This window comes from Streptomyces formicae (assembly GCF_002556545.1).
In the GTDB taxonomy this organism is placed as follows: Bacteria; Actinomycetota; Actinomycetes; order Streptomycetales; family Streptomycetaceae; genus Streptomyces; species Streptomyces formicae_A.
Genome location: NZ_CP022685.1, coordinates 4,139,892 through 4,157,915, shown reverse-complemented (window position 1 = coordinate 4,157,915; position 18,024 = coordinate 4,139,892). Strand labels below are relative to the sequence as shown.

The 18,024-nt window shown below is 74.2% G+C and carries 15 protein-coding genes; 2 read left to right on the top strand and 13 right to left on the bottom strand.

Translation table 11 applies throughout. The features are described 5' to 3' along the window. Positions 1 to 7: 7 nt before the first annotated feature. The 11 genes from KY5_RS17615 to KY5_RS17570 all read right to left on the bottom strand — a co-directional run bounded on the left by KY5_RS17615 (position 8) and on the right by KY5_RS17570 (position 14,305). Positions 8 to 1,312: an extracellular solute-binding protein gene (locus KY5_RS17615; protein WP_107645699.1), complete on the bottom strand. Its 1,305-nt coding sequence runs from the start codon at positions 1,310 to 1,312 to the stop codon at positions 8 to 10. Further along, positions 1,309 to 1,512 (bottom strand): hypothetical protein, encoded by a 204-nt coding sequence (locus tag KY5_RS41805; RefSeq protein ID WP_159072547.1) that lies wholly within the window; start codon positions 1,510 to 1,512, stop codon positions 1,309 to 1,311. The genes KY5_RS17615 and KY5_RS41805 overlap by 4 nt, the downstream gene beginning before the upstream one ends. After that, positions 1,509 to 2,738: a hypothetical protein gene (locus KY5_RS17610; protein ID WP_234362769.1), complete on the bottom strand. Its 1,230-nt coding sequence runs from the start codon at positions 2,736 to 2,738 to the stop codon at positions 1,509 to 1,511. Before KY5_RS17610 ends, KY5_RS41805 begins: the two co-directional genes overlap by 4 nt. Further along, positions 2,735 to 4,216 (bottom strand): VWA domain-containing protein, encoded by a 1,482-nt coding sequence (locus tag KY5_RS17605; protein WP_098243151.1) that lies wholly within the window; start codon positions 4,214 to 4,216, stop codon positions 2,735 to 2,737. Before KY5_RS17605 ends, KY5_RS17610 begins: the two co-directional genes overlap by 4 nt. Further along, a complete protein-coding gene (locus KY5_RS17600) occupies positions 4,147 to 6,495 on the bottom strand; it encodes a serine/threonine protein kinase (protein WP_234362768.1) in 2,349 nt (782 codons plus the stop codon). The genes KY5_RS17605 and KY5_RS17600 overlap by 70 nt, the downstream gene beginning before the upstream one ends. Next, positions 6,492 to 8,234, bottom strand: a complete 1,743-nt coding sequence (locus tag KY5_RS17595) for a S1 family peptidase (protein WP_159072546.1) — start codon at positions 8,232 to 8,234, stop codon at positions 6,492 to 6,494. Before KY5_RS17595 ends, KY5_RS17600 begins: the two co-directional genes overlap by 4 nt. Positions 8,235 to 8,422: 188 nt before the next feature. Next, positions 8,423 to 9,304, bottom strand: coding sequence for a MerR family transcriptional regulator (locus KY5_RS17590; RefSeq protein ID WP_234362767.1), 882 nt, complete (start codon positions 9,302 to 9,304; stop codon positions 8,423 to 8,425). Positions 9,305 to 9,400: 96 nt separating this feature from the next. Beyond that, on the bottom strand, positions 9,401 to 11,347 hold the full coding sequence (locus KY5_RS17585) for a transglycosylase domain-containing protein (protein ID WP_098243148.1): 1,947 nt from the start codon (positions 11,345 to 11,347) through the stop codon (positions 9,401 to 9,403). Positions 11,348 to 11,453: 106 nt separating this feature from the next. Beyond that, positions 11,454 to 12,140, bottom strand: a complete 687-nt coding sequence (gene snpA, locus KY5_RS17580; protein ID WP_098243147.1) for a snapalysin — start codon at positions 12,138 to 12,140, stop codon at positions 11,454 to 11,456. Positions 12,141 to 12,252: 112 nt separating this feature from the next. After that, positions 12,253 to 13,515 carry an MFS transporter gene (locus KY5_RS17575; protein ID WP_098243146.1) on the bottom strand — a complete coding sequence of 421 codons (1,263 nt, stop codon included), beginning with the start codon at positions 13,513 to 13,515 and terminating at the stop codon, positions 12,253 to 12,255. 166 nt (positions 13,516 to 13,681) lie between these two features. After that, a complete protein-coding gene (locus KY5_RS17570; protein WP_098243145.1) occupies positions 13,682 to 14,305 on the bottom strand; it encodes a TetR family transcriptional regulator in 624 nt (207 codons plus the stop codon). Positions 14,306 to 14,398: 93 nt separating this feature from the next. Between KY5_RS17570 and KY5_RS17565 the strand changes: the two genes are divergently transcribed. After that, positions 14,399 to 15,340 (top strand): oxidoreductase, encoded by a 942-nt coding sequence (locus KY5_RS17565; RefSeq protein WP_098243144.1) that lies wholly within the window; start codon positions 14,399 to 14,401, stop codon positions 15,338 to 15,340. Between the two features lie 108 nt (positions 15,341 to 15,448). Beyond that, positions 15,449 to 16,399: a hypothetical protein gene (locus KY5_RS17560; RefSeq protein ID WP_098243143.1), complete on the top strand. Its 951-nt coding sequence runs from the start codon at positions 15,449 to 15,451 to the stop codon at positions 16,397 to 16,399. A 7-nt stretch (positions 16,400 to 16,406) separates the two neighbouring features. On the opposite strand, the gene KY5_RS17555 is transcribed toward KY5_RS17560, so the two are convergent. Beyond that, complete coding sequence (locus KY5_RS17555; RefSeq protein WP_098243142.1) at positions 16,407 to 17,747, bottom strand: cytochrome P450; 1,341 nt, start codon at positions 17,745 to 17,747, stop codon at positions 16,407 to 16,409. Between the two features lie 18 nt (positions 17,748 to 17,765). Continuing rightward, positions 17,766 to 17,954: a hypothetical protein gene (locus KY5_RS17550; protein WP_098243141.1), complete on the bottom strand. Its 189-nt coding sequence runs from the start codon at positions 17,952 to 17,954 to the stop codon at positions 17,766 to 17,768. Between the last annotated feature and the right edge of the window lie 70 nt (positions 17,955 to 18,024).

Here is an 18,024-nt window from a genome sequence, read left to right as displayed (position 1 = left end):
GGCGGGCTCAGCCGCCCGGGGGCGCGCAGACGCCCGACTCGGGAGGACCGGCCTGTCCGGCACCGGGCGCGGTCTGCTCGCGCACGGTGTCGAGTTCCTTCAGGAGCGTGTCGAGGCGGGCGCCCGCCGGGTCCTTGAAGTACTGCAGGACGGCGCGGTGGAAGGCGTCGCGCAGTCCCGGCGGCATCACGTCCGAGGCGTCGAAGCAGAGCGTGCGGGCCTGTTCGGTGAGGATCTTCGCGATGCGTCGGCCGGTCGGGTCGGTGGGCTGCGGGTCGGTGGCGGCGGGGAACAGCGGCCGCAGTTCCGGCGCGGCCTCGGCCCGCCACAGGGAGCGCGCGGTGCCGCCCGACAGGCGCTCGACGAGTTCGCGGGCCCGGGGGTCCTCGCTGAACACGGCCGCCATGTCGCCCGCCACCTCGTAGGCGCCGTCGTGGGCGGTGGGTCCCGGCAGGAAGCCCGCCGACGGGTCGACGCGGACCTTCCGGTCGGCGTAGACGTACCGGATGAAGGCGCTCTGGTGCTCGTGGGTGCAGCGCGGCGAGAGGGAGCCGAGCAGCCCGCGCGGCTCTCCGCCGGGCTTCGCCGGGTCGGGTGTTCCCACGTACGACGTGGTCAGGGACTGGTCGACGGACGCCTGGGAGCGCTTGCCCAGCAGCTGTGCCCAGGTCGTCCAGGCCGCGCGGACCCGGGGGTCGCGCCAGCTGAGCCGCCCGGTGGCCCACCGGGCGTAGGCGCCGGGGCCCGAGCGGTGCAGCAGGATGTCCTCGATCCAGTCGGTGCCGGGCCAGCCGGAGGTGGCCTGCGATGCCAGGCCCACGCACCAGTCCGGGGACGCGGCGGAGCGGCCCTCGTCGCTCCACACCAGGCTCTTGAGGTCGACCTTCAGCGGCACCCAGTAGGTGTGGCGGGCGCCGTCGAGGTCGAGGGCGGGCGCCCAGGGCGGATAGGCGCGGGCGGCGGCCGCGGCGGCGCCGTCGTCGAGCGGTTGGAGACGGTTGGCGCGGGCGTACTCGGTGAGCTCGCCGATGCTGTTGAGGATCGCCACGTCCGGCGGGGCGTCGGCCTCCAGCTGGGCGACGAGCGTCTCGCGCAGGGAGCGGGTCCCCTCGTAGGCGTACCGCTGCCCCGTGCCGTCGTCGAGCCGGTGCAGCATCGCCTCGAAGGCCTCGCCCTCGGGCCCCGTCCACGGCCCGAGCACGACGAGGGTCTCGGGCCGCTCCCCGCCACAGGCCCCGGCGGTGACCGCGGTGACGGCGAGGAGACACCCCGCGAGGAGGCCACGCAGCGCCGAACGGCCGCGCCGCCTCATGCGGTGGCTCCCGAGCGGGTGATGAGGGTGTATTCGCGGCGGTGGGTGTGGAGGGTGGTGGCTGTGGGGGCGGTGGTGAGGGGGTCTGCGGGGAGGGTCCGGGGGGTGGTGTTGTCCGGGGTGGATGGGCGCCCGGTGGTGGGCTGGTGGTAGGGGTGGCTCGTGAGGGGGGTGCGGCGTTCCGCGCGGGTCCGCCTCATGCGGTGGCTCCCGAGCGGGTGATGAGGGTGTATTCGCGGCGGTAGGTGTGCAGGGTGGTGACGGTGAGGGCGGCGGTGAGCAGGCCCGTGGGGAGGATCCAGGGGGCGGCGCCGTCCAGGGCGGGGAGGCGGCCGGTGGCGAGTTCGTGCTGGGCGCGGCTCGCGAGGGAGTCGATGAGCAGGGGGTGCGGGCGGCCGAAGGGGCGCTCGTCGCGGGTGCTCTCGATGCGGGGCGACGTCCGCTCCGACAGCTCGTCCGCCACGTCGGTGACGCGCTGCTGCGCGCGCTGGGCGAGCACCGCGTCGGTCGTCAGGAACGGCACGGCGAGCAGCGGCGCGGCCGCCACCAGGAGCGGGACGCTGACCCGCAGCCGGAAGCGGTGGTGGAGGAAGAGCTGGGTGCGCCACAGGCCGCACCCGAGCAGCGCGAGGGCGAGCGCGGCGACGAACCCGGCCACGAGCACCCGGGCGCCGGGCGCCGCGCGGTCCGCGAGCCTGCCGCGCAGGCTCCGTTCGAGCGTCGCGATGCGGTCCACCACGGCGGTCGCGTCGGACCCCGTGGTGTGCGGGCACGGCGGATAGCCGCCGGGCTGCCGGTTCCGGCCCGTCGGTGCCGTCGTCGCGGGCGCGGAGCAGAGCATGCTGCGGGCGTACGAGAGTCCGGCGTCCCGCAGCGCCGGATCGCCGACGTTGCTCTGGGCGAACGCGATCCAGTTGCCGTAGTCGACGACGAGCCCGGAGATGACGTCGAGGTCCTGGCGCTCCGCGGTGGTCAGGGCGCCGCTGCGGGCCACCTGGTTGAGGCTCTGGGTGGCGCGCGCGGTGCGGGTCCGGTACCGGTCGCTGAGCCCGCCGAGCCGCACCGCGTCCCCGGCCGCCAGGCTCTGCCCGGCCTCGCGGTCGGCGATGCGCAGGGACATCTCGGCGTCGGCGAGGGAGACGAGGGCGGGCGTGAGGCTGTCGCGCAGGGCCGCCGAGTCCGCGCGGACCTCGGCGTAGGCCCAGCCGAAGGAGGCGGCCGCGACGACGGTGAGCAGCGGAAGGGCGATCATGCGGTCGCGCAAGTAGGCGCGGTTGCGCGGCTGTTGGGTGAGCTGCGGGGGCCACACGTAGCGGTGCAGCCTGCGCAGCACGTCGGCGGCGATCAGCCGGGTGGTGCCCAGGGGGCCGGTGCGCGGAGGGCCGGTGCGCGGGGAGCCGGTGCCGGTGTCCTGAGGGCCCGTCACCGCGCGCCGCCGGGCCGCCGGGCGCGGGCGCCGCGGGCCCCCGGCAGGACCGTGGTGCTCGACTGGATGCGCGCGGACTCGACGTCGAACTTGGCGATGTGGTCGCGGAGTTCGACCTCGCCGCGCGAGGCGTCGCGGACCCGGACGAGGCGGCGCAGATGGTCCCGCATCGCCGTGTCGCCGGCCGCGTCCGCGAGCCGCCAGGCCGTCCCGAGCAGCGCCTCCGCGGCCTTCCTGTCGTCGCGCTTGAGCGCCCTGCACGCCTCCTCGAACGTGCCGTGCAGTTCCTCCAGGTGCTGGTAGTGGGAGACCTGCGGGTCCAGGCGGCTGTACAGGTCGGCGTCGTCGGTCCAGCGCATCAACACCTGGACGGGCGGCGGGAGTTCGAGCCTGTCCGGCCGGTCGGCGGTGACCTCGACCTCGGTGAGCAGCAGCTCCTTGCCCAGTTGCGCGGGGTCGTAGGGCGCGCCGACGCCGATGAGGTAGGCGCGGGTCTCCGTGCCGCACGGCGCCAGCGCGTACTCGTGGACGGGGCCGCCCGCGCCCGCCCCGACACCGGCGAGGTCGACGTGGGCGGGCGCGAGCGCGGCCCGGGTGGGATGGACCTGCTCGAACAGGTGCGGGCGTGCGCCCGCCCGGTGGGTCAGGCGCAGCCGCAGTCCGGTGACGTCGCGCTCGGCGGCCCGCCCCGCGAGCGCCGCCAGCTCGTCGGGCAGCCGCGTCAGGTCCTCGACGGCGCGGGTCCGCCCGCCGAGCGCGCCCGCGATGAGCAGGAGTTCGTCGGTCTCCCAGGCGTCCCCGATGCCGACCACGTCGCAGTCGAAGGCGCCCGCGCACCGCTCGACGCGTCCGCGCAGCTCGTCGGCCGTCTCGTAGCCGGGCTCGTTCCTGCCGTCGGTGAGCAGCAGCGCGTGGCGTACGTACGCGGGGGACGCAGCGGACGCGGCCGCCGGGAGCTCGCGGAAGAGGCGGGCGGCGCGCTCCAGCCAGGTGCCCATCGCGGTGCCGCCGCCCGGGGTGCACTCGCGCAGCGCGGCCTCGGCGGCGGCCCGCGATTCGGCGCCCGCGACGGCGAGCCCGGGGCGCCTCGGGTAGATCATGGTGGCCCGGTCGGCCCCGGCGACCAGGGCGAAGAACGCCCCGTCCGGGATCCGGGCGAGCGCGCTGACGGCGGCGGCGCGGGCGGCGGCGAGCCTGCTCGGCGGGATCACCATCGAGGACGAGTGGTCGATGAGCAGGACCTCGGCGAGCCGGGGGCCCGGGACGGGATCGCGCGGGGCGGGAAGGCGCGCGGCGGGGGCGGCGCGCGCGGCGTCCGGTCTGCGGACCGTCACCGTCACGACCGCGTACATCCGCGCGGCCTCCTCGGTGTGCGGGGCGCGCGGGCGCGGCAGTTCGACGACCTGGCTCACCTCCAGGTCGATCGCGGCGCGGGCGTGCTCGCCCTGATCCAGTTCCTGATCTTCGTGCCAAGCCATGGGGTGTCCCTGCCGTGACGGGAGTGCCGGAGTGCGAAGGGGCGTACCGCGTAGGCGCGGTCCAGGAGGAGTTCGGCGAGCGGCGCGTCGCCGTCGGCGTCGGCGGGTGGGGCGTCCCTGGCCGCCTGATGGGCCAGCGCCAGATAGAAGCGGGACAGGTCCTTGCGCAACTCGCCCGCGTCGCCGGGGAATTCGAGCCGTGGGTCGGCGGTCGAGGCGAGGGCGCGCAGCTCGTCCGCGCCGCGCAGCCGGTGCGCGGCGTCCCACGCCTCCGTCTTCATGCGGACGCGCGCCTGGTCGTCGGTCAGCCCGTGCGCGGAGAAGAGACCGGCCAGGCGGCGCAGTGCCGTGCCGAGCCCCTGCGCGTCGCGGGCGTGGCCGATGTGGACGCGGACGGCCGCGGTGCGGGCCGCCGTGCGGTGCCGGGAGTGCTGGGGCACCGCGTCGAGCGCGGCGATCGCGTCGGCGAGGGCGTCGGGCCCGCCGAGCGCGAGCCGCGCGCGTGCGGCGCCGAACGCGGCGCTGCCGAGCGAGGGGTTGCGCAGCCGTACGGCCTCGTGGAACGTCAGCGCCTCGTGCCAGCGCCCCAGGTGCTCGGCGCAGTGGCCGAGGGCCAGTTTGGGCGCGTACTCGCCGGGGATCGCGGCGTAGACCCGGTCGAAGTGGTCCCTGGCCTCGGTCACCCGGGAGCGGGCGAGCGCGAGCAGGCCGCGGTGCCAGTCGAGCCGCCAGTCGTGCGGCGCGTCGGCGGGCCCGATGGCGGCCTCGGCGAGGGCGAGCGCGGTCCCCGCGGCCGTCAGGTCGCCGTCCGAGCGCAGCGCGGCCCGCAACCGCAGCCTGCAGCGCAGGAGATGGACCTCGGGGGAGTCCCGCCAGTCGCCGGTGTGCTGGAGCAGCGCCTCGGGGTCGTCGTCGCTGAGCCTGCTGAGCTCGCCGTGGTGGTCGTCGTCCGGGTCGGGGCGCGGCACGGGCAGGCCCTTGGCGACCTCGGGCGGGTCGGGGGCGGTGCGGTGGGGCGCGGAGGGCGGGGCCGCCGCCCAGTGCGAGACCTCGGGGGCGGCGCCGAGGCCGCCGTCCAGGGCGTACGCGGACTGGTGGAACAGCGGCGACGGCTCGAAGGTCTCGGCTCCGGTGCGCAGCGAGCGCAACTCGCGGAACACGCCGCGCAGTTGGTCGGCCATCTCACCGGCCGTCGCGTACCGGTCGGCCCGCGCGGTGCGGGTGGCGCGGCGCAGCGCCCTGGCGAGGGAGACGGGGCCGAGTCCGCGCGGGTCGGCGCCGGGGCCGTTCAGCGGATCGAGCGCGGCGAGGTCGGCCAGGTCGTGCCGGTCCCTGCCGAGCCCGCACAGGGTGCGCAGTGTCTCGCCGAGGCTGAACAGGTCGTCCTGCGGGGTGGATTCACCGCGTTCGCCCACGCTCGGCGCGCGGTAGAGGGAGGTGGTGAGGCCGGGGGCGCCCGCGCGGCGCACGCTGCCCACGTCGATGAGTTTGGTGGTGGAACCGTCGTGCATGACGTTGGACGGCTTCAGGTCGCCGTACACCTTGCCGCGTGCGGGCGCGTGCAGATGGGCGAGCGGCGCGAGGATCCGCACCCCGTAGGCGAGTGCGAACTCCAGGAGGCGCTGGTGGCCGAACTCCTCGGGGTGTTCGCGGGCGCGGTCGCGCACCTCTTCGAGGGTGAGCCCGTCGACGTACTGGAGGACGAGGAAGTCCCCGATGCCGGTGTGGTGGCCGTAGTTGAACACCCGGATGAAACCGTCGTGGTTGAGCTCGACCAGCTCCTTGCGTTCGCCCTTGAGCAGGCTGTACGAGTCGGCGGCCAGCTCGGCGTGGAGCATCTTGATGGCGACGGCGCGGTCGTCGACCTTGGTGTCGCGGGCCAGGCACACCTCGCCGAGGCCGCCGTAGCCGAGCGGCCGCACCAGGCGGTACTGGCCCGCGAGCAGGGTGCCGGGCGGCAGCGGCAGTTCACCGGGCGCGACGGCCGCGCCCTCGCTGTCGGCGCGGTCCAGGAGCGTGATCGTGGGCAGGACGGTGGGGTCGGGGTTCTCCGGGGGGAGTTCGACGCGGGCGGGGCGCGGCGGGGCGGGGGCGCCGACGCCGGGGTCGACGATCCAGTGCTGGGACGACTCGTCGGAGGCGTCGACGGCGGGTGGCGCGGGCGCCGCCGAGTGCAGGCCGGTGTCCGGGTCGACGCGCTCGCCGCTCGCCAGGCAGTAGCCGGTGGGCGTGAGGGTGCCCGCGCAGCCGGGGTGCGGGCAGCTCGCGCCGGGGGTCACGCGGCACCGTCCGGCTCCGCGAGCCGCCGCACCACCCGGGCGAACGCCTCCACCGCGCGCTCGGCGTCGGCGAGCGGACAGGGCCCCGCCATCAGGAGCCGCTGCGCCTCGCGGTAGGGGCCGACCGCTTCGGGGTGCTCGGCGAGGCCGCGCCTGGCGAGCCTGGCCTGGTGGTCGCGGAGCAGCGCGCGCAGCCGCAGGTGGTCGTCGAGCATCCCGCGCAGCTCGTACTCGATGCCCGTGGCCCGCAACAGGTAGGTGTCCACGGCCTGTTCGGCGTGGCTGAGCTTCTCCAGGAGGCGCGGCCCGCCCCGTCCCGCGGGCGGCCGCAGTTCGGTGCTGAGCTGCACCGTCCACAGCGCGGCCCGTGCGGCCAGGCTGGTGGCGGCCGGCGGGTCCACGACGTGCGGCTCCACGCGCTGGAAGAGCCGCCTGGCCCGGCGCTCGGTGTCGGCGAGCGCGTCGACGCGGGTGCCGATCCGCTGGAGCCAGTGCTGCGCGTGGTCGACGGGCAGCAGGTGCTCGGCGGCCGCGTACGAGAAGCCGTGCGCGCTGTCCCGGACCACGAGCAGCAACCGGGCGCCGGAGGTGGCCAGTTCGCGCAGGATGCGTACGGCGGTGGCGGGCTCGGTCTCGGACCGGTCGGCGAAGAGCACGGCGACGGCGGGGTGCCGTCGCGGGGCGTGCCGCAGTTCGTGCCGGAGCACGGCGAGCGCCTCGCGCAGTTCGGGTACGCCGGGGTCGTCGAGCGCGACGCCCTCCAGGTCGAGGACGAGGCCGATGCTGCCGACGCGGGGGGAGATGCCCGCACGGGAGAGCAGCGGGGTGCCCGCGGGCGGGGGCGGCCCGCCTGGCGACGCCGGTTCGCCCGGAGTCGCCAACTCCATGGGAGTGACGGCCAGTTGGGGGGACAGCTCCCGGTCGGCCATGTTCAGGACGACGTACAGCGCCTGCCTGGCCCGCTCGTCCTTCTCCGCGATGAAGAGGATCTCGGTGTCCCAGGCGTCCGCGTCGCCGTTCAGCCAGCGCGTCACGGTGCGTTGCAGGCCGTGCGGGCGGGCGGCGCGGGCGGCCTCCGCGGAGACGACGCGGTGGCCCGGGACGGCGTGCGGTCCGGTGACGTACCGCTCGGCGAACCTGCGGAAGTACTTGGCGACGGTCGCCGCCGGGATCATGTACCCGTGCGTGCCGCTCTCGTCGGCCTGCGCGACGATGCCGAGCAGCCGGTCGGTGCCCTCCTCGCGGACCCCGGCGCCGCTGAAGCCGCCGCGCAGCCCGCCGGGGGCCGTGACGTCGATCTGCACCCGCTCGTCGCCCTCGCCGCCGGGCCCCATGCAGGCGCCGGTCAGCCACTGGCCGCCCGAGCGGTACTCGGGGAAGCCGTCTATCAGGACCGGCGCCCCCCGGTAGTCGAGGGTGCGGTGCAGGGTGACGGGCGAGGGTACGGGCGCCGCCTCGTCCAGGACGAGCACCGCGAGGTCGCCCTGCGCCTTGCCGAAGGGCGGCACCCAGTGCCCGGCCGCCACGGTCGCGGTGCGGCGCGGGGTGCGGGGCAGGCCCTGGAGCGCGGGGAACTCGACCTGGACGCGCTCGGGGCGCAGCCCGGTCTCGGGGTCGAGGATCACGTGCGCGCAGGTGAGTACGCGGTCGGTGCCGAACAGCACTCCGGCGCCGAGGACGTCACCGCTGCCCGACGCGGCCCACCGGCGAAGGCGCACGCGCCAACTCGCGTGATCCATAGGAGAGTCGACGCCCCCGTCCCTCGTCCGCGCATCCCCCTCCATGCTTCCTCAGGATAGGTGCGGGGGCGGGCGATGGCGCCTGGGCTGCATGGGGAGGTCGTGGGGGGAAAGGGGCCGGACGGAACCGCCCGGCCCCAGGGGCATCACCCCGTCACACGCGTCGCGCTGTCACTCCCGTGGCGCCGTCAATCGCGCCGCGCGACCGGGAACGCCACGTCGCAGACCTCGTCGTCGGGCCCGGTCGTCGACCAGTCCACGAAGTACACCTCGCGGCAGGGTCCCGTGACGGTCAGGCCCTGTTCGGCGATCCAGGACTCCACGGCGTCGAACGCCGCGATGATCTGCGGATAGGAGACCTGCGCCTTGGTGATCCTGGTGTAGGCGAGCCGGTGCGCGGGCTCCACCCTGACCTTGACCTCCGAGCCCCTGCCCTGGCGCTGCGCCCAGGCGCGGGCGGCCTCGGCGTCGGCGACCGGCACGCAGGACTCGGCGGGCCCGTCGCTCTCCTCGGTGACCTCCGCGTGGTAGATGACGTAGTGCGGGCAGGGCGAATCGGGGATGCCCCCGCACTCGTCCGCGGCGGCCTTCTCCAGGCGCTCGGCGCTGCCGCCGATCCAGGCGGGCAGCTCCTCGGCGCGCACGTGCCGGGTCTCGCTGATGACGTGCCGCTCGGGCACGTCCACGGTCTTCACCTCGAATGTCGCGTACAACTCGGTGTTCCTTCCCGAAAGTCGTCCACGGAGGTAGCGCGCGAGCGTCCGCTGTTCGGCGAAGCGCTCCTCGACCCCGGCCCAGTACGCGTCCAGCTCCTCGGCCGCCCGCGTCCCGCCGAGCCGCACCACGTCCGCGATCCCCGCGAGGGGCATGTCGAGGCGGCGCAGCAGGGCGACCGTGCGGGCCGCCTCGATCTGGCCGACGCGGTAGAAGCGGTAGCCGCTGGCCGCGTCGACGTGCGCGGGCTTCAGGAGCCCGAGCCTGTCGTAGAGGCGCAGCGCCTTCGGTGAGAGCCGCGCGCGGGCGGCGAAGGCACCGATGGGGAGCAGCTCTTCGTCCGGTTCGTGGTGCACGGGATCATCCTCCGTCACCGGGCCCGGTGGCCCGGTGACAGGGACGATGGGGCCTGCCCCAGGGGCAAGGTCAACGCGTCGCCGCCGTCCGCCGCCTCAGGGCCTGGCGTACGCCTTCCAGATCCGGGGCGGGAACACGTTGCCGCGCCCGGACTCGGCGCCGCCCACGCCCGACATGGGCAGCAGCTGGGGCTCGCCAGTGCGGACGCGGAACATGGTCACGGCCGTCGACATGTCCTCGGTGTAGCCCGCGAACCAGGCCGACCTGAGCCGGTCCTGGTCGCCGGTGCGGCCCGCCGCGACGTCCACGCCCGCGTGCTTGCCGCCGGACCGCAGCGCGCGGGTCACCTCGTGGGCCACCTGCGGGTCGAGGGCGCGGCGCGACACGGGCTTGTCGAGTCCCTCCAGTTCGGCGCCGTTCTTGACGACCTTGGTCACCGAGTACGGGTCGTGGCGCACGCCCTTGTTGGCGAAGGTGCCGTACGCGGTGGCCATGCGGATCGCGCTGGGCGTCGACGTGCCGATGGAGAAGGTCGGCTCCAGGCGGGCCATGCTCTGCCGGAGCAGGCCCGCCTCGACGGCGGTGTCGCGGACCTTCTCCCTGCCGACCTCCTTGCCCAGGCGCACGTAGGTGGCGTTGCCGCCTCGCGTCAGGGCCGTGCCGAGCGTGGGGTGGTCGGGGTCGGGGGCGCCCGCCATGATGCTCAGGCTGCCGTCGGGGGCGTAGGCGCTGTCGGCGGTGATCGGCGTGCGTACGCCGCGTGCCGCGTGGAAGCCCACGTCGGCGATGGTCGGCCGGCGCTGGGTCACCCCGTGCTGGAGGGCGGCCGCGAGCACGAACGGCTTGAACGCGGAGCCCGCGGGGACGCCCGAGGTGTCGGCGTTGTTGGAGAAGTGCGTGGTGGCGTCGGGCCCGCCGTACAGCGCGAGCAGCGCGCCGTCGGAGGGGCGCACGGACGCGGCGCCGACCTGCACGCCCTTGTCGGCCGCGCGCTTCTCGGCGTCGATGTCCTTGCCGATGACCTGGCGCACGGCGCGCTCCAGGCGGTGCACCTTGGTCCGCTCGAAGGTGGTGTGGATCCGGTAGCCGCCCGCCGAGAGGTCCTTGTCGGTGAGTCCGATGTGCTGGCGCAGGTACCTGTTGGCGACGTCGACGAGGTAGCCGGTCTGGCCGCCGAGGCTCCTGGAGCGCGACTGTTTGCGCGGCTCGGGGAAGGTGCGGTACTTGGCGCGTTCCTTCTTGGTCATCAGGCCCACGTCGACCTGCCGGTCGAGGATCCAGGCCCACCGCCCGCGCGCCCGCTCGCGGTTGCCGGGCCCGCCGGAGGGGTCGTACAGCTCGGCGCCCTTGAGCATCGCGGCGAGGAACGCGCCCTGGCTGGGGTTCAGCTTCCGCGCGGGGATGCCGTAGTAGGCGTGGGCGGCCGCCTCGATGCCGTTGGCGCCGCGCCCGAACCAGCTGGTGTTGAGGTAGCCCTCGAGGATCTCGTCCTTGCTCTTCTTGCGGTCCACCTTCAGCGCGATGACGAACTCCTTGACCTTCCGCGTGACCGTCTGGTCCTGCGAGAGGTAGGTGTTCTTCACGTACTGCTGGGTGATGGTGGAGCCGCCCTGGGTCTCCTGGCCGCGGACCATGTTCACGCCCGCGCGGAGCAGGCCCTTGGGGGAGACGCCGGAGTCCCGGTAGAACGACGCGTTCTCGGCGGCGATCACCGCGTGCACGGCGGACGGCGCGATCTGGTCGAGCTCCACGTTCTGCCGGTCGACCTCGCCGGTGCTGACCATCTGGGTGCCGTCGGCCCAGTAGTAGACGTTGGCCTCGCGGCGGGCCGCCGCGTTCTCGTCGGGGATGTCCACGCTGGCGTACACGCAGACGAAGAGCGTGCCGACGGCGGTGAGGAGGAAGGCGAAGGAGCCGAGCCACTGGCGCCAGGAGGGCAGCCAGCGCCGCACTCCGGAGCGGCCGGAGCGCGGGTAGTCGACGAGGCGGCGCCGGCCGCGTCGCGGCGCCTTCGTCCTCTGAGCACGAGAGTGTGTCCCCATGCCGGAGGAGAGGGCTCCGCGCGCGGCCGGGTTGGTCAGGAACCTGTTGTGAACCTGTTTGCCGTACGTAACAGCGGCTCGGGCAGCCGGACTTGGGGCCGCCGGGTCAGCGGACCTTGGTCAGCGCGCCCTCGTCCTTGAGCACGGCGATGCCGCGGGCCCAGATGCTGTTGACCCGCTGCCGCTCCTGGGCGTTGGGGTAGGCGTTGGTGCAGGACGTGCCGGGGCCGCCGCCCGACATCAGTTCGCTGCACGGGCCCGAGTAGTGGTCGGGCAGGCCGAGCACGTGGCCCGTCTCGTGGGCCGTCACGCGGGTGGAGTTGTACTGCTGGTTCTGCCGGTAGTCCAGGAAGATGTAGCCGTGGCCGCGCCCGTCGGTGGAGGCGTACGAGCCGCGGGAGTCATTGCCCTCGCGGTACTGGAAGTCGCCGCCCGACGTGGTCTCCTGGAGCTTCACGTTGCTGACGGAGGAGTTCCAGATCTGCGTGCTCTGGGCTATCTGGCTGCGGAAGCTGGGCGCCCGGCCGGTGTTGTAGGTGACGGTGACGGCCTGGATGCCGGGCTTGGCGGCCTGCTTCTTCAGGGCCGACTTCATGACGGCCTCGAAGAACCGCTGGTTGGCCGCCTGGTCCTCGGCCGAGGACGCCGAAGGGGCGTACGTCGAGGTGCGGAACGTCGGCGCTGCCTTCTCGGCGGTGGGGGCCGGGGCCGCGAACGCCGCGGGGGCGGTCAGGGTGGCGACGAGCGCCGCCGTGCCGAGGGCCGCGAGGACGCCGGTTCTGGTTCTGTTCATGGGGGTGTGTCCCTTCCGGGATGGAGACCTGCGGGGTAGGTCTCCGTTCGGGACGAGTATCGGGAGCGCGGGCCGGGTTGGACCGATGCCATTCGGCGATAACGTCGCGGCATCAACTACTGGGCACGGAAAGTCTGTTGACGCGGTGGATGTCGCGTACGCAGAGGTTGAGCACGGTGGCGGCGACCACGATCCCCGCGCACACCAGGAGCATCGCCCGCCCGTCCCAGGCGCCCGCGGCGAGCGCGACGACGAGATAGCTGAGCGGGATCGCGAGCCGCTCCCCGACCTGGTTGAAGGAGCTCATCCGCCCCAACTCGGCGCTCGGCACGTGCTGTTGGAGCGCGGTGACCCAGGTGACGCCCGCGACGTCCAGACAGACGCCCGCGAGCGCGGTGGCGAGCAGCAGCCAGGGCAGCGGCAGGGTGAGCGCGAGCGCGGCCAGTGGCAAGGCGAGGCCACCGGCGGCGGCGACCGCGACGCCGAGCAGCCGGTGCGGCTTCCAGCGCAGGCACACCACGGTCCCGGCGAAGAGCCCGAAGGAGAAGGCGCCCTGTACGAATCCCCAGGTGCGGGCCCCGTCGTACTCCTCCTGCGCGGTCACAGGGCCGAGCAGCTGATAGCCCGCGAGGAACGCGGCGACGAGTACGGTCCCTGCCGCCGTGTACGTCCACAGCCAGGTCCGCGACCAGAAGCCCCGCCACCCCGCGCGCAGATCGGCGAGGGCGCTGCTCGCGACGACCGGGGCGTCGAGCCGGAGCCCGAGCAGGAGCAGCGCGGCGACGGCGAAGGTCCCCGCGTCGAGCCCGAGTGCCCAGGCGGGTCCGCCGAACGCGACGATCAGCCCGCCGGTCACCGGGCCGACGACCTTGACCGCGTTGGTCGGCAGCCGCATTAGGGCGTTGGCCTGCTGGAGTTGGCCCGGCGCGACGAGCTGGGTGACCACGCCCTGGGCGGCGGGCGTGGTGAAGGCCACCGCGATGCCGGAGACGAATCCGCACGCGGCGATCGAGGCGGGCGTCGCCCGCCCGCCGGCCACCACGACGGCGAGCCCGCCCTGCGCCACCGCGGCGAGCAGGTTCCCGCCGAACAGCAGCCTGCTCCGCGAGACCCGGTCGGCAAGCACCCCGCCGACCAGCAGGAACACCACGGTGGGCACGGTATTGGCGGCAAGCACCACGCCGAGCGCCCCGGCCCCACCGCCTGCCTCGATCACGGCATAGGCGAGGGCGAGCGGCGCCATGGCGGAGCCGGTGGCGGAGATGAGGTTGGCGAGCACGAACCTGCGGAAGGCGGGGATGCGGAGGGGCGAGGTGGGTCTCGGCTCCGTCGGCCCCGTGCCCTCGTCGAGCCGGGTGTTCCCCCGCTGGTCCATGGTTCCCCTCCCCGGCCCTCGGCCAGGGGCCCGGCCTTGATCGTGGTCGGCCCGAAGCCTAGGCGTGGCCACGGGCGGAGGTGGGGGGAGGGGCAGCGGTACGTGCGGAACGAGCCCCATCGGCTCGGTCAGGCGGGCGTGGCCCCCTCCGCCCCGTCGCTGTCGTTCAGCGTGCGGACCGCACCGCGTCGAGCGCGGGAGCGATGACCGCGAAGGCCCGGTCCATCAGGTCCGCCGGGTCCTGCGCGCCGTCGCTCGCGCTCCAGTGCCGGAGGACGGAGTCGAAGGCGGTGAGCGCCATCCCCGCCGCCATCCGGGGATAGAGGTCGGTGTCGGCGTCCAGCTCAAGTCGCCGGGCGAGCTCGGCGGCCAGGTCCTCGCGCCACTGCGCCTGGCGCTCCAGGAACCGGGCGAGCAGCGCGGGCGTCCGCAGGATGAGCTGGACCACGGGCAGCGCCCGCTCCGACTGCTGTCCGCAGGCGTCCATGGAGACCCAGATGGCGTGCTGGAGCGCCACGGAAGGGCGCTCGTCCAGGGGCCTGCCCGTCAGCTCCGCGTGGATGCCGGTCCCCATCTCGCCGAGGAACTGGACGACCACGTCCTCCTTGGACGCGAAGTACCGGAAGAAGGTCCGCTTGGAGACCCCGGCGCTGGTCACGATCTCGTCGACGGTGACCGCGTCGAAGCCCTTGGACGCCAGCAACTGCAGCGCCGCCTCGGTCAGTTCGTCGGCGACGAGCTGGCGCTTGCGCTGGGCCAGGCTGCTCTGGGGGCGGGAGGTGGAGGTCACGGGACCATCGTAACGCCCTGCCGTCTCGCACTGCCTCGCATGGCACTCGGTAACTTCTTGACACTAAGTGCCATCGGGGGCAGCCTGTGCCGCATGACGCAGAAGCAGCGCTGGACCGCCGAACACATCCCGGACCAGACCGGGCGCCTGTCCGTGGTGACGGGGGCCAACAGCGGCCTCGGGCTCGCCACCGCCCGGGCCCTCGCGGCCCACGGCGGGCAGGTGATCCTCGCCGTGCGCGACCAGGACAAGGGGCACCGGGCGGTGAAGGACATCGCCGCCGCGCACCCGGGAGCGGAGGCCCGGCTCGACGTGCGCGGGCTCGACCTCGCCGACCTCGACTCGGTCAGGGCCTTCGCCGACCGGCTGCACGCGGAGCGCCGGAGCATCGACGTACTCATCAACAACGCGGGCGTGATGGCCCCGCCCCGCACGCTGAGCCCGCAGGGCCACGAGCTGCAGTTCGCCGGCAACCACCTCGGCCACTTCGCGCTCACCGGCCTCCTCCTCGACCTGCTGAGCCGCGGCCGCGACCCGCGCGTGGTCACGGTGACCTCGGTCAACCACCGCAAGGCGAGCATCCACTTCGACGACCTCACCGGCGCGCGCCGCTACTCGCCCATGGGCTTCTACGACCAGTCCAAGCTGGCCAACGCCGTCTTCGGCCGGGAACTCCACCGCCGTCTGACCGCCGCGGGCAGCCCCGTGCGCAGCGTCCTCGCCCACCCCGGCTACACCGCCACCAACCTCCAGACGAACGGCCCGACCAAGCTGGTCTCCCTCCTCTTCGGCCGCCTCCTGAAACCCCTCGCCCAGTCACCCGCCGACGGCGCCCTGCCCCAGCTGTACGCGGCGACCGCCCCCGAGGCCGACGGCGGGCACCTCATCGGCCCGGACGGCAGGGGCGAACTGCGCGGCGCGCCCGCGCGCGTGGAGCTCGGCGCGCCCGCGAAGGACCCGGCGACGGCCCGCCGCCTGTGGGAGGTGTCGGAACGCTCCACGGACGTCCGCTTCGTGATTCCGGCATCTGTCTGACTTTCACGAAGTCGCCACCGGAGGCAACCTTTTGAGCCCCGTCGCGGTTGTCCCCTCCGAGTATGATTCCCGCGCTCGACGGCGCCGGAACGATGACGAGGGGACTCGATGGCACAGGGGGGCTGGGGCCCGAGCAACGCCCCGGGACAGGGAAACGGCACGAATCCGTACGGGGTGCCTCAGCAGCCGAATCCGTACGGCCCCCCGCCGCCGAACGGCCAGTACCCCTACGGGCCCCCGCCGCCCCACCCCTACCCCCAGCCGTACCCGCCGAGGCCCCAACCGGCCGTCAGGCGCCGCCGCCTGGGCTGCGCGGGGCTCTTCGTCTCCCCGCTGATCCCGGTGATCCGCTCCTCCCGCCGCCACGCCGAGTCGATCTTCAACCAGCCCGGCGGCGGCCGCGTGGAGGACCGGATCGTCTCGCGGGTGCAGCTGTGGCGCGCGATCGTCGGCGCCGCCGCCAGCTTCGGTCTGATCTACGCCTACGGGGCGGACGACGGCTGGAGCGGCGTCGCCAACGACGGTGTGGTGAAGCTGCTCCTCGCGCCGATCCTCCTGATGATCACCGGACCGCTCGCCGTCCTCGCCTTCATCGGCCTGGCACCCGCCGCCCAGCGCCCGGTGCTGCGGTCCCGGCTGCGCGCCCCGCTCAAGGCCGTCGGCTGGTACGTCGGCATCTTCGCGGGCACCGTGGGCGTCATGATCGGCGCCGCGCTGCTGCTCAAGCAGAACTACGGCACGCTCCTGAACGGCCTCGTGGCGCTCGCGCTGCTCATCGGCCTGATCTGGCTGCTGCCGTTCATGCTCTTCTCCTCCGCCTACGCGGCCAGGTACGCGTTCAACACGGCCAACGTGCACGCCGCGCTCCCGGCCGCGCTCACCGTCGTACTCGTCTGGGAACTGACCGTATGCAGCATCGCGTTGGACGGCGGACTGCCGCACGGCCCACCGGCCGCGCAGCTCTGCGCGGTGCTCGGCGGGCCGCTGTCCGTGACGGCGGTGGCGCTGTGGGAGCTGCACCGCATGCGGACGCGGTACGGGGTGCGCGTCCGGGGCTGAGGGGCCGCTACCCGGCGTCGCGCGGGCTGACCGTCATGCGGATGTCGTCGGCCGCCCACAGCACGAACCGCTCGATCGGCGTCACCTCGTGGCCGGGCGCGGGCCGGAACCGGAAGCGCTTGAGCAGCACGGCCAGGACCAACTCTGCCTCGATCATGGAGAGTTGGGCGCCCTCGCAGCTGCGCGGGCCGACGCCGAAGGGGATGTAGGCGAGCCTGGGCCGCCCCGCCGCCTCCTGCGGCGTGAACCGCTCGGGCCGGAACGCCTCGGGCTCGGGCCAGTACCGGGGGTTCATGTGGACGGCCCAGAACGGATAGAAGATCGTGGCGCCCGCCGGTATCTCGTACCCGCCGAGGGTGAGGGGCTCGGTCGCCTCGCGCGCGCCGTACGGACCCGGCGGGAAGAGCCGCATCGACTCCTTGACGACCATGTCCAGATAGGTGAGCCGGCGCAGGTCGGCGTAGTCGGGCGCGGCACGGTCGCCGAGCACCCGGTCGAGCTCGTCGGCGACGCGCCGCGCCGCCTCGGGGTGGCGGCCCAGCAGGTGCAGGGTCCAGGAGACGGCCACGCCCGTGGTGTGGTGGGCGGCGAGCAGCGTCAGCATGACGGTGTCGCGGATCCGCGCGGGCTGCTGGCCCGCGGCGACGAGCGCGCCGATGAGGTCGCTGCGGTCCGTGCGCCCGTGGGAGCGGTGGGCCGCGATCAGGCGGTCGACGATGGCGCGCAACTCGCCCAGGGCGTCGTCGACGCGCTCGGCCCGCGCCGCGGCCGCCGCCGCGTCCTCGGTGTCGTCGGGGACCTGGTAGAGCCGCCCCAGGTGCTCGGTGAGCACCACCTCGAACGCGGCGACGGCCCGGTCGGGGTCCGTGAGGCCCTCGGCGCCGCCCAGCGCGTACGCGGCGATCATCCGCAGCGACAGCTCGGTGAGTTCCTTCTGGAGCGCGACGGGCGTGCCGTCCGCCGTCGCCGCGAGACGGTCCGCGAACTCCGTGGCGAGCGCGGTGAACTGCGGCAGGTGCCGCTCGTGGGACGGGCGGCCCGCGAGCACCGAGAGCAGGATGCGCCGCCAGGGGCCGTGCTCCTGGGCCCCGAGCACCTGGAGGTTCTCGGCCTCGCACAGCGGGGAGAGGAACGCGAAGAGCTCCGCGGGCCGCTTGTCGATGTGCGCGGTGGCTTCGAGGAGCACGGGATCGGCGACCGACACCGCCCGCTCCACGCCGGGCAGCTGGAACTCCACGACGGGCCCGTACTCCCGGTGCAGCCGGAGCTGGTAGGTGTGCAGGCCCCCGGCGGCGGCGATGGCGCCCGCACCACCGTCCGGCCTCGGCTCGGGTCCAGGAATGCGCATGCGGTGATCCCTCCGTTTTTACGACGCGGCCCCGTTGGCGTCGATCACCCCGCCGATGACCAGCAGGATGACGGGAAAGGCGATCAACAGGAAAGCCATGGTCCAGCCCATCTTCGCCGTTGTCCTGTTCGCGACCTTCTTGCAGAGCAGGGCCACGGGCACCAGGTAGAGGAGCGCGGCGAAGAGGGCCATGTACAGAAAGCCCATGAGGCGTTTCTCCCTGACGTGCGTGAGGGAGGGGGACCGGCCGGTGTCGGCCGGTCCCCCTCCCTGCTGC

Excerpts from the sequence above, each read along its gene's own strand:
- snpA (WP_098243147.1), bottom strand. The coding sequence starts at position 12,140 with ATGAACAGAACCAGAACCGGCGTCCTCGCGGCCCTCGGCACGGCGGCG.
- KY5_RS17615 (WP_107645699.1), bottom strand. The coding sequence starts at position 1,312 with ATGAGGCGGCGCGGCCGTTCGGCGCTGCGTGGCCTCCTCGCGGGGTGT.
- KY5_RS41805 (WP_159072547.1), bottom strand. The coding sequence starts at position 1,512 with ATGAGGCGGACCCGCGCGGAACGCCGCACCCCCCTCACGAGCCACCCC.
- KY5_RS17550 (WP_098243141.1), bottom strand. The coding sequence starts at position 17,954 with ATGGGCTTTCTGTACATGGCCCTCTTCGCCGCGCTCCTCTACCTGGTG.
- KY5_RS17585 (WP_098243148.1), bottom strand. The coding sequence starts at position 11,347 with ATGGGGACACACTCTCGTGCTCAGAGGACGAAGGCGCCGCGACGCGGC.
- KY5_RS17560 (WP_098243143.1), top strand. The coding sequence starts at position 15,449 with ATGGCACAGGGGGGCTGGGGCCCGAGCAACGCCCCGGGACAGGGAAAC.
- KY5_RS17595 (WP_159072546.1), bottom strand. The coding sequence starts at position 8,234 with ATGGATCACGCGAGTTGGCGCGTGCGCCTTCGCCGGTGGGCCGCGTCG.
- KY5_RS17565 (WP_098243144.1), top strand. The coding sequence starts at position 14,399 with ATGACGCAGAAGCAGCGCTGGACCGCCGAACACATCCCGGACCAGACC.
- KY5_RS17605 (WP_098243151.1), bottom strand. The coding sequence starts at position 4,216 with ATGGCTTGGCACGAAGATCAGGAACTGGATCAGGGCGAGCACGCCCGC.
- KY5_RS17555 (WP_098243142.1), bottom strand. The coding sequence starts at position 17,747 with ATGCGCATTCCTGGACCCGAGCCGAGGCCGGACGGTGGTGCGGGCGCC.
- KY5_RS17575 (WP_098243146.1), bottom strand. The coding sequence starts at position 13,515 with ATGGACCAGCGGGGGAACACCCGGCTCGACGAGGGCACGGGGCCGACG.